Here is a 15,982-nt window from a genome sequence, read left to right as displayed (position 1 = left end):
ACCTCGATTTTCTTTTATATTAAGTGTCGTCGATTTATTGTTTTTCTAAGTAATATGTTGTATATCTTGGAATAGTAATTGACACACAGCCCTTTTTATCTGTTGATATTATAAATTCATCAATTGGAATGGCATTTGATGAATAAACTAATTTATATGATGTTTTAGGTAATAAGCCTTCTAATTGTTTATCAAATAAATTTTGATCATTAAAATTATTTACAATTAATAATTCTTGTTCATTGCTTCTTCTTAAAAATACATATAAATTTGCTTCTTCATCAATTCTTATCCATTGAAACCCTTCTTGTTCATAATCTTTTTGCCATAAAGCACTATTGTCATTATAAAATTTTAATAGGCTACACATCATCGCATTGAAATTACTATGTTGTGGATAATCTAATAGTAACCAATCCATTGCTTCATGTTCATGCCATTCACGAATATGCCCCCATTCATTACCCATAAATATTAATTTTTTACCTGGATGAGCATACATATAACTGTAATAACTACGTGCTTGATGAAATTTATCTTCATATTCACCATTCATTTTATTAATAATGGATAATTTACCATGTACGACTTCATCGTGAGATAATGGTAAAATATATTTTTCTTGATGATTATAATACATGCTAAAAGTGATTTCATTGGCGTGATGTGGACGGTGAATGGATGTTCTAGCAAAATATTTTAAAGTGTCATTCATCCAACCTAAATCCCATTTCATATCAAATCCTAAACCATTGTCTTCAAATGAATGTGTTACTTTAGGATAACTTGATGAATCTTCAGCAATCATTACCACACCTTTAAATTCATTGTGTACCAATGCATTAACACGTTTAATAAATGCAATGGCTTCATGATTAATTTTTGATTCTTCTGTTTCACCTCTCCAATATAACAAATAAGATAATGCATCTACACGAATACCATCAAAATGATAATGTTCTAACCAAAATTTAATATTTGATAATAAAAAACTACGTGTACTACCTTTTGATAAATCAAAATTAACAGTGCCCCATTGCTTATTTTCTCGATCACGTTCTAATGGATATTCATATAATGGCGTGCCATCAAAAAATGATAGACCATGGGCATCTTTACAAAAATGAAGCGGTACCCAATCTAAAATAACCCCTATCCCTGCTTGATGACATTGATCAATAAAATATTTCAAATCATCTGGCTTACCATAGCGACTTGTTGCACTATAGTAGCCAGTAACTTGATAGCCCCAAGAGGCATCTAGCGGATGTTCCATAATAGGTAACAATTCAATGTGAGTGAAGTGATGTGCTTTAACATAGTCAATAAGTTGAGGAACTAAATCTTTATAACTATAAAAAGGATTTTTATTGGCTAATTTTTCTTTATCAGATAATTTTTTTTGTTTCCAAGAACCTAAATGTAATTCATAAATTGACATTGGCTTCGTTTTAAAATCATAATTTGAACGTTGTGTCATCCACAAATCATCTTTAAACTTGTATCTAAAATTATAAGTTAGTGAAGCATTACCCGGTCTAAATTCACTATAGAAAGCATAAGGATCAGATTTAATAATTTCTTGTCCATCATGAGTAATAATAGCGTATTTATATAACATTAATGATTTTATATCTGAAATATATAATGAAAAGATGCCTGGTAATTCTTCTGTCATTAAATGAGTTTTTTGCCAATGATTAAATTCTCCAATTACATATACTTGCTTAGCATTGGGTGCATATAAACGAAAATTGGTTCCTAAAATCTTACTTTTTTGTTTAATAATATGTGCACCAAACTTTGTATATAAATCAGTATGTTCACCTGAATTCAAATAATATAAATCTAAATCACTAAATTGTACCATTATCTCAACCTCCTTTTAATAAGATCATAGTAAATCAAACGTTTGCATAAATAATGTATAAGAATGAGTAAGTTAAACTACTCATTCTTATACATTTATAGTGTTCCTTATAAAATATTTGAGTATAAAGCAATATATTTTTGGGCAGATAATGTCCAACTGACATCTTTACTCATCGCATTTTGTATAAGCTTGGACCATGCTAAAGGATCATTATAATAAGTATGAATAGCTAATTCATAAACTTCTTTCATACTATTTGAATTTTTTTCTGAAAAACTAAATCCAGTACCTTCATTAGTAAAATGATTGTAAGGAATAACTGTATCTTTCAATCCACCTGTTTCACGAACTAATGGTAAACTACCATAATGCATAGCAATTAATTGACTAATGCCACAAGGTTCAAAGATAGAGGGCATCATAAATAAATCACTTGCTGCATAAATTTGATGGGCTAGATTTTCATGATAACCTTGATAAAACGCAAATTTATTACTATATTTATGTTTGAAATAATTCATGCTAGCTTCAATGTCTGTCTCTCCACTACCTAAAACAATGAATTGTACTTGACCTTGTAAAATTTCTTCTAGTTTTTCTAGTAATAAATAAAATCCTTTTTGCCATGTTAATCTTGAAACAATACCTACTAAGAAAATATGTTCATTTTCCTCAAGTGAAAATTGTTTTTGTAAAGCTAGTTTATTTTTCACTTTATTATTTAATGTTTGATAATCATAATTTTTTATCAGTGTTTTATCTTTATTTGGTTGCCATTCTTCACAATCGATACCATTAACAATACCACACAAATCATAACGACGTAGTTCTAAAACATTGTTCATATTTTCACCAAATTCTGATGTTAAAATCTCGTGAGCATAAGTTTCAGATACTGTTGTTATTTTATCCGCATACAATATACCTAATTTCATATAGCTAATACAATTATCATAAAATCTAGCAGTACCATCAGTATAATAACTATGATTCATACCTAAACTTGACCATAATTCATGTTGAGGAAAAATGCCTTGAAAAGCTAAATTATGTATGGTAAATACATGTTTTAATTTTTTAAATTCTTCACGATAACTATAAAATGTACGACATAAAAATGGAATGGCTGCTGTATGCCAGTCATGTGTATGAATAATTTCTGGATAATCATTCAATTCTTCTAATAAGCGACAAGTGGCATGTTGGAAAAAACCAAAACGATAAGCATCATCTTCATAACCATATAATTCATCTCGTTCAAACAAATCACGGTGTTCAATAAAATAAAAAGTGACGCCTTCTTTTACTTCTGAGTATACATTAGCAATAGTATGAATATCGCCTGCATGTACATCGTAGCTTGTAACATAATTAAAACGATAATGATCTTTTATAGCTATTTTTTTATAAAGCGGTAATACGACTGACACTTGATTACCTTGTTTTACTAATTCTTTAGGTAGAGAACCTATAACATCAGCTAATCCACCTGTTTTTATATATGGCAATCCTTCTGATGCAACAAATAATATTTTCATAGACATTAATTTCACTCCTAAATAATTTCACCACGTTTTGTATAAACTGGTTCTTCCGGTGTACCGATAATATCCACACCATGTTTAAATAGTGTATCTTTGTCAATAATCGCATTCTCAATATGTGTACCTTGACAAATATGAACATCCATGCAAATAATTGAATTTTTGACGGTTGCACCTTCTTCAATAACAACACCTCGATCAATTACACTATTAATAACTTGACCATTAATTTTACAACCATTAGCAACTAAACTACCTGTAACATCGGCATCTCTCCCATATAATGTAGGTGAACTATCGTTCGTATGTGTGTAAATCGGCCAATTTTGTTTAAATAATAATTTTCGTTTTGTTGGATCAATTAAATCTAATTGTGTATTAAAATAAGAAGATATTGTATTAATGCAGGCAACATAATCCTTATAGGCATAACCAACTATTTTATATTCATTAACAACTTCACGAATAATATCTTTTAACCAATATAAAGATGAAGTTTTATTCGCACGTTTAATTAATTCTAAAAATAAAGAACGTTTCATAAAGTAAGTTTCCATTGAAACTGCACGATTTTTATATTTACCTTGATTAGTTTCAATCATATCAATGCGTTTGTTTTGATCGAATTTAAGTGTATCCGAGCCTACAAAGTGTGCTTTAGCATCATTAATATTTTTATATAAAATTGTGATATCTGCATTTGTAGCAAGATGTTGTTCATATAATTTATTATAATCTTGACTATAAATTAGATAACTTGGTGCAATTAATACATATTCTTTGTTGGACTGTTTAATATAATTAATATTATCAGAAAACATACATATATCATGATTGTATAAACTTGAATGATTACCTTCTTCTGTTAATAAGCGTAATTTTCCACGTTTACTATTAATATTATATTGTGCACCTGTCCCAACGTGTTGAATAGTCGCACGCATTTTTTTAGGCATATATACTTGATATTCTGTAATACCTGAATTTGACATATTAGATAAAACAAAATCAATTAATCGATAACGTCCTAAAAATGAAAAAGCTTGAATAGCACGATGATTCATAAAATTACCAAACTGTACATTATTACCTTCAATATTGACAATACCTAGTGTATTTCTTAACATAGCTCTCCTCCATTATTTCACGACATTTTTATCTATTAATAATACTTCATCTTCTGTGCCTGCTAATTTTACATTTTCACCAATTGTTACACCACTAGCTACAATAGCGTATTCAATAGATGCACCTTTAGAAATATGTACATTAGGCATTAACACAGTTTTTACAATGTGTGCATCACTTTCAATCACTGTATTTGTTGAAACAACAGAGTCTTCTACTTTACCATTAATAATTGCACCTTGATCAATAAAAACATTTTTTATTTCCGCTTCACTACCAATTACTTGTGCAGGTGTCCCTGTATCTTCAGAATAAATTTTCCAAGTTGGGTCAAATAAGTTTAAATCATTATTTTCATTTAATAGATCCATATTAGATTCCCATAAACTATTAATGGTTCCTACATCTTTCCAATACCCTTTAAATGCATAAGCAAATAAACGTTTGCTATCATTCAACATTTTTGGAATAATATCTTTACCAAAATCATGATCTGATGTTGATAATTTTTCATCTTCTAATAGATATTTACGTAATGTTTTCCATGAGAAAATATAAATTCCCATTGAAGCTAAATTGCTCTTAGGTTGTTCTGGTTTTTCTGCAAATTCATCAATTCTACCTGATTCATCTGTATGCATAATACCAAAGCGAGAAGCTTCTTTTATAGGGACTTCAATAACTGCAATTGTTGCATCAGCTTCATTTTTTTCATGTTCTTCTAACATTTTATCATAATTCATTTTATAGATATGATCACCAGATAAAACTAAAATATATTCAGGGTCATTTAAATCAATAAAATCAATATTTTGTGTAATGGCATCTGCCGTACCTTTATACAAGCCAAAACCTTCAATTTTTTCGCGTGGTGGTAAAACAAATACACCACTATCTTTGACATCTAAACCCCATCGTTGCGATTTAGCAACATATGAATTTAACAATACGGATTCGTATTGTGTTAATATACCTACAACTTCAATACCCGAATTAGAACAATTACTTAAAGGAAAATCAATAATTCGATATTTCCCTCCAAAATGCACTGCTGGTTTCGCCACTTTTTTCGTTAAACTTTCTAACCTCGTACCTCTTCCACCCGCAAGAATCATCGCTAACATTTTATTACATGCCATATTGAACACCCCTTTCTTATATATTTATATTTTACCATTTTCCATGCTTTTTTGGTAGTGTTTTCATAAAAAATGATTAATTTTTTCAAATTTTCAGAACTTTATTTTAAAATAAAAAAAGCGCTAAAAAGCGCTCTTTTTATAAGTATTGATTGATCAATTCTGCTAATTTTTCTTTAGGAACAAAACCTACTTGTTTACCTACTTCTTGACCATCTTTAAAAATAATTAATGTCGGAATACTCATAACACCAAATTGTTGTGCTGTTTGTTGTTGTTCGTCAACATTTAATTTAACGATGTCTACACGTTCACCGAATTCTTCAGATAATTGTTCTAAAACAGGTGCAATCATTTTACATGGACCACACCATGGTGCCCAAAAGTCTACAACTGTTACACCTTCTGCAATTGCTTGTGAAAACTCTGCATCAGTAATATTTCTTGCCATTATTCTTCCCCCTTATTTTTTATGGTATCATTATAGCATAATCTAACTATTTTATTAATTGATTTGCCTTGTTTTTTTATTTGAATTCTACAACTGTCACACCAAAGCCACCTTCTGATGGTACGCCACCTCTAAATGAAGCGACATGGCGATGTGTTTTTAAGAAATTTTGTACACCTTTTTGCAAAGCACCAGTTCCTTTACCATGAATAATTGTTACTTGGTGATAGCCAGCAAGTAAAGCTTCATCTAAATATTTATCTAGTAAATTGATAGCACTATCGTATCTTTCACCACGTAAATCTAATTCTAATTTTACTGGTGCTGACGTCACTTTACGTGTAGCAACTTGTACTTTACCTTTGTTATCTTGTACAACTTTTTCTAATTCATCTTTATCTACATTCATCTTCATAATACCTACTTTAACAATATATTGACCTGTTTTTTTATTGATATCAACAATTGTTCCTTTTTGTCCATAGGTTACGACTTTAACATCATCTCCAATAACATAATTAACCTGCTTTTTATTAGTATTTATTTTAGGCTTGATGATTGTTTCTTCAAGTAAAGTGTGATCTAATTGACGTTTAGCTTCGATTAACTCATGATCTTTAATGTCAATCATTTTACTGTCTCTTAAATCTCGTAAGTATTGAATAATTTCTTGTGCTTCTTGTTGACTTGCTCTAATTTTTTGATTTGCTTCTTTTTTAGCTTGTTCATACATCTTATCTTTATATTCATAATAATCAATCATATATTGTTGTAAATCTTGATGTAATTTCTTAGCTGATTTAACATATTCTCTAGCTTCTTGTTCTTGTTTTTCAGCTTGAATTGTTGCACGTTCTAAACCTGAAATCATATTATTAATATCTTGACTTCCTTCGTCTACTAACTGACGTGCATTAGCAATAATATTAATATCTAAACCTAATCTTTGAGAGATCTCAAAAGCATTTGATTTTCCAGGCACACCCATTAGTAAACGATATGTTGGTTTTAAAGCTTGTACATCAAATTCTACTGATGCATTCATTACCCAATCACGATTATAACTATAAGCTTTTAATTCAGGATAGTGTGTCGTTGCAATAATGATTGCTTGTTGATGATGTAATTGATCTAAAAGTGAAATGGCTAAAGCTGCACCTTCTTGTGGATCAGTACCACTACCTAACTCATCTAATAAAACTAAGCTATGTTGGTCTGCTTGCTTAACAATATCAATAATGTTCATCATATGAGAAGAAAAAGTAGATAAGTTTTGTGCAATAGATTGTTCATCACCAATATCACAAAAAATCTTCTTAAAAATAGTTAATGTTGACCCTTCCATCACTGGTATTTGCAAACCGGATTGTGCCATTAATGACAGTAAACCAACAGTTTTCAAGGTGACTGTTTTCCCACCAGTATTAGGACCTGTGATGACAATTGTTTGATAATCATCACCTAATGTAATTGTATTAGCTACCACATCTTTAGGATTAATAAATGGATGTTTTGCTTTTTTTAAGTTTAAATAACCTGTATCTACTAATTTTGGACGTGAACCTTTCATCTGTAAACCATAACGTGCTTTAGCAAAAATAAAATCAAATTGTCCTAATATATCTGTTAAAATAATTAATTCTTCACTATAATTTGCAATAAATTGTGTGGCTTCAATTAATATTTTTTCTATTTCTTCATATTCTTGATTTTTTAAAGTTTTTAATTTATTATTGCTCTCAACAACTGACTGTGGTTCGATGTAAAGTGTTTGACCACTTGCCGATTGATCATGAACAACACCAGGAAAATCATGTTTATATTCTTGTTTAACTGGGATAACAAGACGATCATTACGAATCGTCATTAAAATATCACTTAATTTTTTTTGGTTTTTTCCTGAGCGTAAAATATGCTCTATTTTTTCACGTACTCTTTGTTCATTTAAACGAATACTTGAGCGAATTCGTGCTAATGCTTCACTCGCATGATCTAAAATCAAACCTGAATCATCACAAATATTTTGAATGTAATCAGATACTTCATGTAAGTTTGGCATTTGATGATATAAAGTTGTTAATTCATTTAACATAATTTCATTATCTTGAATTAATTGTTCATAAAATCTAGAAAAATGACGACTAGTCATCACTGTTTTTTTAATTTTAACTAACTCAGTTGCTGCTAATGTCGACTGTATCAAAGATCTTTTTGCTAAAGGTCGTATATCAAACATTGGAGTTAATGGGACTTGCCCTTTTTTACTATAAATCATTGTAGCTTCATCTGTTTGCTGCTGTAATTGATTAATATAGTTTAAGTCATCTGCTGGTGCTAATTGTTTAACTAGCGATTCTCCTAATTCAGAATACACATAATTCAATAGCTGTGCTATGACTTTATCGTATTCTAACACACGAAGTGTTTTTTGATTCATTGTTTTCACCTTCTTTTCTTTCTTTTGTTATCTTATCATTTGTACTATTATTTTTCAAACAAGCAAATGAAAGCAAGAAAACAGTCTAACTGCTTTCTCGCTTATTATTTCGTTTAAATGGATGCCACCAATTCCAATCACCCATTAATTGCATTAAACTTGGTACTAATAGTAAACGAATTAATGTTGCGTCAATAAAAATGGCTAAAGCTATTCCTACGCCTAATTGTTTAACAGGTATAATAGAAGTAAAAGCAAACGCACCTGTTACTACTATCATAATTAACGCAGCTGATGTAATAATTTTACTAGTTGAAGCTAATCCTTTTAAAGTTGCGATTTTATTAGTATACCCTTGATAATAATACTCTTTAATACTTGTAATTAAAAACACTTCATAATCCATACTTAAACCAAACACAAGACTAAATACAATCACCGGAATAACTAATGTTAATGGTGCTGTCTCTAAACCTAAATGACCTTCTTGAAATAACCAAACTAAAATACCAAAAGTAGCACCTAAGCTAGCTATATTCATAATGATTGCTTTAATTGGTAATATAATCGAACGAAATACAAAAGAAAGCATAATCAGCGTCATACCAAAAATAATACTTAATGCAGGTATGATTTGACTATGAATCTCTTGAAAAATTTCTGATTTAAATTGACTTGAACCTGCTTTCGTCATATTTGGATAATGAAATTGTCTTACCCATTGTCTCGCTTCAGTACTATCACTCGACATATTCAATTGAATGGGTATCATTAAATCATGGTGGTGTACAAATGAGTCAAAAATCACTTTTGCTTCTGACTGTGGTAAATGTGTTATATCATTAGTTTTCGTAACAGTAAATATCGTTGTAATACTAGAAATCATTTTTTCTTTTGTTAATGCTTCTTGTATCTTTTTTATTTTTTCTAAATGTTGTGGATTAAATTGCCAATCATCTTCATTTTTAATTAATAAATATACTTGCTTATCACTATCTACTTTAAAATGTTGACTTAAAATATCTTGCGCGATTCTAACTTGATGTGAAGAAGGCAAAGATTTTTCAGCTGGTAAAGTAAGTATCATATTTTTTGTTGGTATTAAGGATACGACCAATATAGTGATAGTGAATAAAGCAATTTTCAGTGGATGTTTCATGACATAATTGGCAAATTTATACCAAATATTAACTTGTTGATTTTGATTATTTATCCAAGGTACACGACCTAAATTGATTTTATCTCCCAAAAGTAACAATAAACAAGGTAGACATATAAATACATATATTAAAGCACATATGATTACAATAGCTGAACCTAATGCTAAATCTCTAAATAATGGTATATTAATTAATGATAGTGCTGACAATCCTATCGCAACACAAATGGCAGAAAATAAAATTGCTTCACCTGCAGTTTTCAACGTTATTTTAATTGCTTGTTGATCGCTTGTATCTCGTCTTTCTATTTGATAACGATTAATAAATAGTAAGCAAAAGTCAATACTTAGTGCGAGTCCAATCATTGGGACAATATTTAAAGTATAAATAGATAATGTACTATTTTGGTGAGTTAAATATAATATACCGAATGTTGATATAATTGTTAAACTGCCTATAATAATTGGCAATATAGCACTAACTAAACTACCTAATGCTAAAATTAAAATGATTAAAGCTATTGGTATACCAATTAATTCTGCTTTTTTTAAATCTTTTTGACTCATTTCATTAATGGCTACATTAGCAGCACTATTTCCTGTTAGCATCACATCTTTAGTATGCTCTAAATAATGATTAATTTTTTCTACTTCTTGAGAAGTTGCCACTTCATTTAAGTTGAATAATAAAGATGCATAAGCATAATTCTCATGAGTTTCAACAGGTAAAATCGTTGTAACTTGTGTATGATTTTTGATATATGTTAATGTCTGCTCTATTTCTTCGGGTGTTTTGTCTTTAAAAACTAGATACAATGATTGTTGAGGGATATTAAAATCTTGTTGTATTTGTGATAAGACTTGTTGATGTTCACCATTAATTTCAAACCCTGTACCAGATAATCTATTCGGTAGTTTAATACTGAAGTATGCTAATATTATGGTGATAATAAATATCATAATCACAGCAACTAAGCTTTTTTTCTTCATAATTTAAATCCTCTATGATTTTAAAACTGATACAAAAGAAACAACTTCACCACTTTGTCGCTCAGCTAATTGTTGTTTAGCATGTTGATTAGTAGCTTTTAAATCCACACCTTGATCTTTAGCGGCAAAAATACATCCACAATAACATTGTCGGTAAACATCATATTCTTCACACATTTCAACTGAACGACGATAACCATTATTTTTTTTGAAATCAGACGGTAAATAATGTACTGTTATTACTTCTTGATTTTCTACTTCAAAACCTACATCATTAATTATTTGACTATTTTTATGTGGTGATAAAGTAAGCGCACTAGCAAAATAATCAAATTGTAATTCATGTGCTTTTAAAGCTGCTCTGTCTAAACGCATTTCATAACATGCATGGCAACGTTGGCCACCTTCACGTTCATGCTCTAAACCTTTTGCAATTTCTAGAAATTTTTTAGGATTATACTCATCTGATAAAAATTGAACCTGGTGTCCTGTTCTATAATTAAATTCTTCAATAAAATCTTGTTGTACTTGTTTACGATAATCATATTCTGACTTAGGATGAATATTCGAATTTGAAAAATAAATGGTAATATCAGCTGCACTAGCTAAATATTCTAACACTACTGTACTACAAGGTGCACAACAGCTATGAATCATAATTTTAGGCCTAAAATTTTGTTCTTTCCAATAATTCATCATGTTTTTTAGTACAACATCATAATTTACTTTTTGATTTTTATGTCTAGTATTAATAAAATTTTTAGCATCTAAATTCATTATCTCACCTGCATTCTTTGTATATATTGATCAACTTGTCGCAAAGTATCGTCAATATCATTATTATTATCTATAATGTCATCTCCTAATTGTTTTTTCTTCTCTATCGACCATTGACTATCTATCATTGCTTGCGCTTGCTGTACTGATAAAGATTGTCTAGCCATTAATCTTTCTAATTGCTTATCAAGTGTCGTATAAATAACCAATGTTTTATCTACATATTGATTAAATCCACTCTCAAATAATAGAGGTATGTCCCAAAAAATTAATTTTTGACTAATAATAGCAATTTGTGTTTGTAATTGCATGACACGTAAAACAGCAGGATGCATGAGCTTGTCTAATTTCTTTCTCTGTTCATCATCATTAAAAATAATTTCTGCTAAATATTGACGATTTAATTGACCATCATTTTGTAAAATATTTTCACCGAATGCCACAACTAATTGTTGTAAAATCGGACTTCCTTTCGTAACAATTTGTTTGGCAATCACATCAGCATCAATCACTGTAAAATTATTATCTTTTAAATATTGACTGACTGTACTTTTACCAGTCGCAATACTTCCTGTAATTCCAATAATCATTATTAACCCTCACTTACTAATGGTTGACAATTTGAACAATAATGTGACATACGGCTGGCAATTTTATCATGTGATAAATCATTATGACATTGTGGACAATGTTTTTTTCCATAAACATTTAACTGATGTTGATTACTACCTAAAGAACCGTACACATCACGATAATCAGAAATAGTCGTTCCACCATTTTCAATACCTTGTTTTAAGACTAAACAAATTTTTCCAAATAAATCGACTAATTGATGTTGCGTCATATATTTTATTTGTTGATGTGGATTAATTCTAGCTAAGTACAATGCCTCACAAGCATAAATATTACCACACCCTGTAATTAATTCATTAGTCATAATTAATGGTTTAATTGCTTTATTATGATATTTTTTGTCTTTAATTTTTGATAAAAAGTGCATTAGTGCTGATTGATCAAAAGGTTCGGGTGCCATCTCTTTTAATGGTTTGAAATGATTTAAATTTTCTAAATATCTCATTTCTCCAAACCTTCTAATATCTGAAAATATTAATTGTTCACCCGTATTTAATTTAAATTGAATATGCCAATGTTTACGATAATTATTCACTGGAATATCCAGGAGGTCATTCACAACAAACCAAGCACCTGTCATTCCTAAATGATTAATCATAACGCCTTTCTCATTGCTAAATATTAAATATTTACCACGGCGTATTAAATTATTAATTTGAAAGTTTTTGATTTTTTGACAAAATTCATCTAAAGATAAACCTTTAATAATTGTTTGTTTTCCTTGATGATGACTTTGCTGTACAGCATCCGAAAAAGTTACATCTGTAATCGTTTTATTTATAACTAAAGGTGCCAAACCTGTTAAAATATTTTCTACTTCTGGTAATTCTGGCATTATCACACCTCCTAACTATTTAGCATCATACCATGTTTGACCATAACTAATTTCAACTTCTAGAGGTACATCTAATTTCAAGGCATTTTCCATAGTTGATTTTAACAGTTGTTTACATGCTTCTAAGTCATCTGGATGTACTTCTAAAATTAATTCATCATGTACTTGTAATAATAATGTTGCACGTAATTTAGTCGTTTTTAATTTTTGATGTAATTGAATCATCGCTAATTTAATAATATCTGCTGCAGTTCCTTGAATAGGTGTGTTCATTGCAACACGTTCTGCAAAACTTCTTAGATTGTAATTTCTACTTGTAATATCTGGAATATAGCGACGGCGATTTAACAATGTTTCAACATAACCTTGTAATTTAGCTTGTTGTACACTCGTCTCCATATAATTTTTAACACCTTTAAATGTTTCTAAATAATTATCAATAAACACTTTAGCTTCTTTACGTGTAATACCTAAGTTTTGACTTAAACCATAATCTGAAATACCATAAATAATACCAAAATTAACAGCTTTAGCTTGTCTACGCAAATCTGCTGTTACTTCATCAACAGGTACATCAAAAACATCACTGGCCGTTTTTGTATGAATATCAATATTATTAATGAAAGCTTCTTTCAAACGTTCATCACCACAAATATGCGCTAATACACGTAATTCAATTTGAGAATAGTCCGCTGATAATAAAACATAATCTGGATGATTAGCAACAAAGGCTTGTCTTACTCGACGTCCTTCTTCTATACGTATGGGTATATTTTGTAAATTGGGTTCAACTGATGACAGACGACCTGTTTGTGCTAATACTTGATTAAAACGTGTATGAATACGTCCATCTTGTGCAATTTCTTTTTGTAAGCCTTGTGTGTAAGTTGAACGTAACTTTGTTAAGGTACGATAAGATAAAATATATTTAATAATTTCATGTTTATCTTGGATTTGTTCTAACACGTCTACTGCTGTAGAATAACCTGTTTTTGTTTTTTTAATAATCGGTAAACCTAGTTTTTCAAATAGAATAACACCTAATTGTTTAGGGGAATTAATATTAAATTTTTCTCCAGCTAATTCATTAATTTGATGTTCTAATTGTTCTATTCTTAATAGTAGATCAGCTGACATTGTTTCTAATGTTGTTTTATTAACTGTAATACCTTCTAATTCCATTTCTACCAAAGTATGAGATAATGGCAATTCAACTTCTTCTAATAGAGATAATTGATTTGATTTTGTTAATTTATCATATAAAATATCATATAATTTATAAACTGCAGAGGCTTTATCTGCACAATGTTGCATTAAAACATCTTGTTCTGGAATGTTAAATTTAGCACCACGTCCATAAATTAAATCATCTGATTGTAATTGAGCAATATTATAATATTGTGCAACAGAAGCTACATCTTCTATAGTCACACTAGCATTGTCAATATAAGCAGCCAGCATTACATCAAAATCTATACCATTAACTACACAATCTAAACGAGTGCAGGCTACGTAAAATTTCTTATAGTCATAAACTGTCTTATACTTATCGCTAGCCAACCAAGTTTGAATTGATTTATTCTTTTTAAAATCTTCTGGTGTCATTACGTATTGTTGCTCACCATCAGATAAAACAAAATAAAGGATATCTGAAGTTAAATAATTATCTGAAGTCATTTCAACATAAATAGCTGTTCTATGTGATGTATCTATTTTGCTCTTACTATCTAGTTGTTGATATGAACTTTCCAACTTTTGAGTTGTTGATTTACTTGCCGACATATTTGTTAATAAAGAGTTAAACTCTAATTCTTTAAAAATATGAAACTTTTGCTCTTCTATTTGTTGTGAAGATTGATAATGTAACTCATCTAAACTTATTTCAATAGGACTATCACAATTTATTGTTACTAAATATTTATTATTTATGACTTGTTGATAATGTGACGTTAAATTTTCTACTAATTTCTTACCAGAAATATTTGCAATATTTTCTAATACATTTTCTGCTGTTTCATATTGACTTATCAGTTTAATAGCAGTCTTTTCACCAACACCAGGTACACCTGGAATATTATCAGATTTATCTCCCATTAATGCTTTTAAATCTATCATTTGATGTGGTTGTAAGCCGCCATATTGTTGAGCAAAAAAATCAGGGGTATAAATATCATCTTGACCTTTTTTCATATAGTAAACAGTGACTTGTTCTGTAATTAATTGTGTTATATCTTTATCTCCAGTATAAATAATTGTTTCAAAACCGTCTTCACTTGCTTTCTTAGCAACCGTACCAATAATATCATCTGCTTCATAATTATTTAATTCATAATATTTAATATTGTAGGCAGTCAGTAATTTTCGAATCAATGGAAATTGTTCAGATAATTCTGGTGCCGTTTTTTCTCTACCACCTTTATATTGTGGATAATGTTCATGACGAAAAGTCGTTTTTCCTGCATCAAAAGCAACTAAGATATGTGTAGGTTGAATTAAATTAATCATTTTTTCTATGGCCAAAGTAAATCCATAAATCGCATTCGTATATAAACCTTTACTATTAGTTAATAATGGCATAGCAAAAAATGATCGATAAGCAACACTGTTACCATCTACAATCATTAATTTTTTATTAGTCATTTTAATTTTCTCCTCACTCTATTTGTTTCATTATATCATACTAATATAAATAAGAAGAGAAAGATATTAAAATCTTTCTCTTCTTTATGGTTATTTTAACTACTTATCTTCTTTACGACGACGTAAACCAAATAAAGTTAATACTAATCCTAATAAACCTAAACCTGAAGTTGTATTTGATGTACTCATTCCTGTTTTCGGTAATTGTTGTTTCTTAGCAGTCATGCTGTTAGTTGCACCGTTACGTTTAGTTGATAATTTTGCTACTTTCATATCATTTTGTTTGTTTGATGGTATAAATTTAGCAATATTTTCATTCTTAGCCGTAACTGTTTCTGAGCCTGGAATCATATCTTTCGTTCCGTCTGGGTATGTA

At 29.5% G+C, this 15,982-nt stretch carries 12 protein-coding genes; all 12 read right to left on the bottom strand.

Annotated elements, in window-relative coordinates:
- Positions 1-34: 34 nt before the first annotated feature.
- Positions 35-1,870 carry a 1,4-alpha-glucan branching protein GlgB gene (glgB, locus tag AC5EAH_RS02380; RefSeq protein WP_493493150.1) on the bottom strand — a complete coding sequence of 612 codons (1,836 nt, stop codon included), beginning with the start codon at positions 1,868-1,870 and terminating at the stop codon, positions 35-37.
- Between the two features lie 107 nt (positions 1,871-1,977).
- Positions 1,978-3,417, bottom strand: coding sequence for a glycogen synthase (locus tag AC5EAH_RS02375; protein ID WP_493493149.1), 1,440 nt, complete (start codon positions 3,415-3,417; stop codon positions 1,978-1,980).
- Between the two features lie 11 nt (positions 3,418-3,428).
- Positions 3,429-4,544, bottom strand: coding sequence for a glucose-1-phosphate adenylyltransferase subunit GlgD (glgD, locus tag AC5EAH_RS02370; protein WP_493493148.1), 1,116 nt, complete (start codon positions 4,542-4,544; stop codon positions 3,429-3,431).
- Positions 4,545-4,556: 12 nt separating this feature from the next.
- Positions 4,557-5,684, bottom strand: coding sequence for a glucose-1-phosphate adenylyltransferase (locus tag AC5EAH_RS02365; protein WP_493493147.1), 1,128 nt, complete (start codon positions 5,682-5,684; stop codon positions 4,557-4,559).
- 139 nt (positions 5,685-5,823) lie between these two features.
- Complete coding sequence (gene trxA / locus AC5EAH_RS02360; protein WP_493493146.1) at positions 5,824-6,135, bottom strand: thioredoxin; 312 nt, start codon at positions 6,133-6,135, stop codon at positions 5,824-5,826.
- A gap of 76 nt (positions 6,136-6,211) precedes the next feature.
- Positions 6,212-8,572, bottom strand: coding sequence for an endonuclease MutS2 (locus AC5EAH_RS02355; protein ID WP_493493145.1), 2,361 nt, complete (start codon positions 8,570-8,572; stop codon positions 6,212-6,214).
- A gap of 85 nt (positions 8,573-8,657) precedes the next feature.
- Positions 8,658-10,721: an MMPL family transporter gene (locus AC5EAH_RS02350; RefSeq protein WP_493493144.1), complete on the bottom strand. Its 2,064-nt coding sequence runs from the start codon at positions 10,719-10,721 to the stop codon at positions 8,658-8,660.
- A 12-nt stretch (positions 10,722-10,733) separates the two neighbouring features.
- Positions 10,734-11,498, bottom strand: coding sequence for an epoxyqueuosine reductase QueH (locus tag AC5EAH_RS02345; protein WP_493493143.1), 765 nt, complete (start codon positions 11,496-11,498; stop codon positions 10,734-10,736).
- Complete coding sequence (gene coaE / locus AC5EAH_RS02340; RefSeq protein WP_493493142.1) at positions 11,498-12,088, bottom strand: dephospho-CoA kinase; 591 nt, start codon at positions 12,086-12,088, stop codon at positions 11,498-11,500. The genes AC5EAH_RS02345 and coaE overlap by 1 nt, the downstream gene beginning before the upstream one ends.
- Before the next feature lie 2 nt (positions 12,089-12,090).
- Positions 12,091-12,966 carry a bifunctional DNA-formamidopyrimidine glycosylase/DNA-(apurinic or apyrimidinic site) lyase gene (gene mutM / locus AC5EAH_RS02335; protein ID WP_493493141.1) on the bottom strand — a complete coding sequence of 292 codons (876 nt, stop codon included), beginning with the start codon at positions 12,964-12,966 and terminating at the stop codon, positions 12,091-12,093.
- Between the two features lie 15 nt (positions 12,967-12,981).
- Positions 12,982-15,606: a DNA polymerase I gene (polA, locus tag AC5EAH_RS02330; protein WP_493493140.1), complete on the bottom strand. Its 2,625-nt coding sequence runs from the start codon at positions 15,604-15,606 to the stop codon at positions 12,982-12,984.
- A gap of 99 nt (positions 15,607-15,705) precedes the next feature.
- Positions 15,706-15,982: LPXTG cell wall anchor domain-containing protein (locus tag AC5EAH_RS02325; RefSeq protein WP_493493139.1), on the bottom strand; the 277-nt coding region annotated here is incomplete at its 5' end.

This window comes from Staphylococcus sp. B1(2026) (genome assembly GCF_058895785.1).
This window is presented reverse-complemented; position numbering and strand designations above follow the sequence as displayed.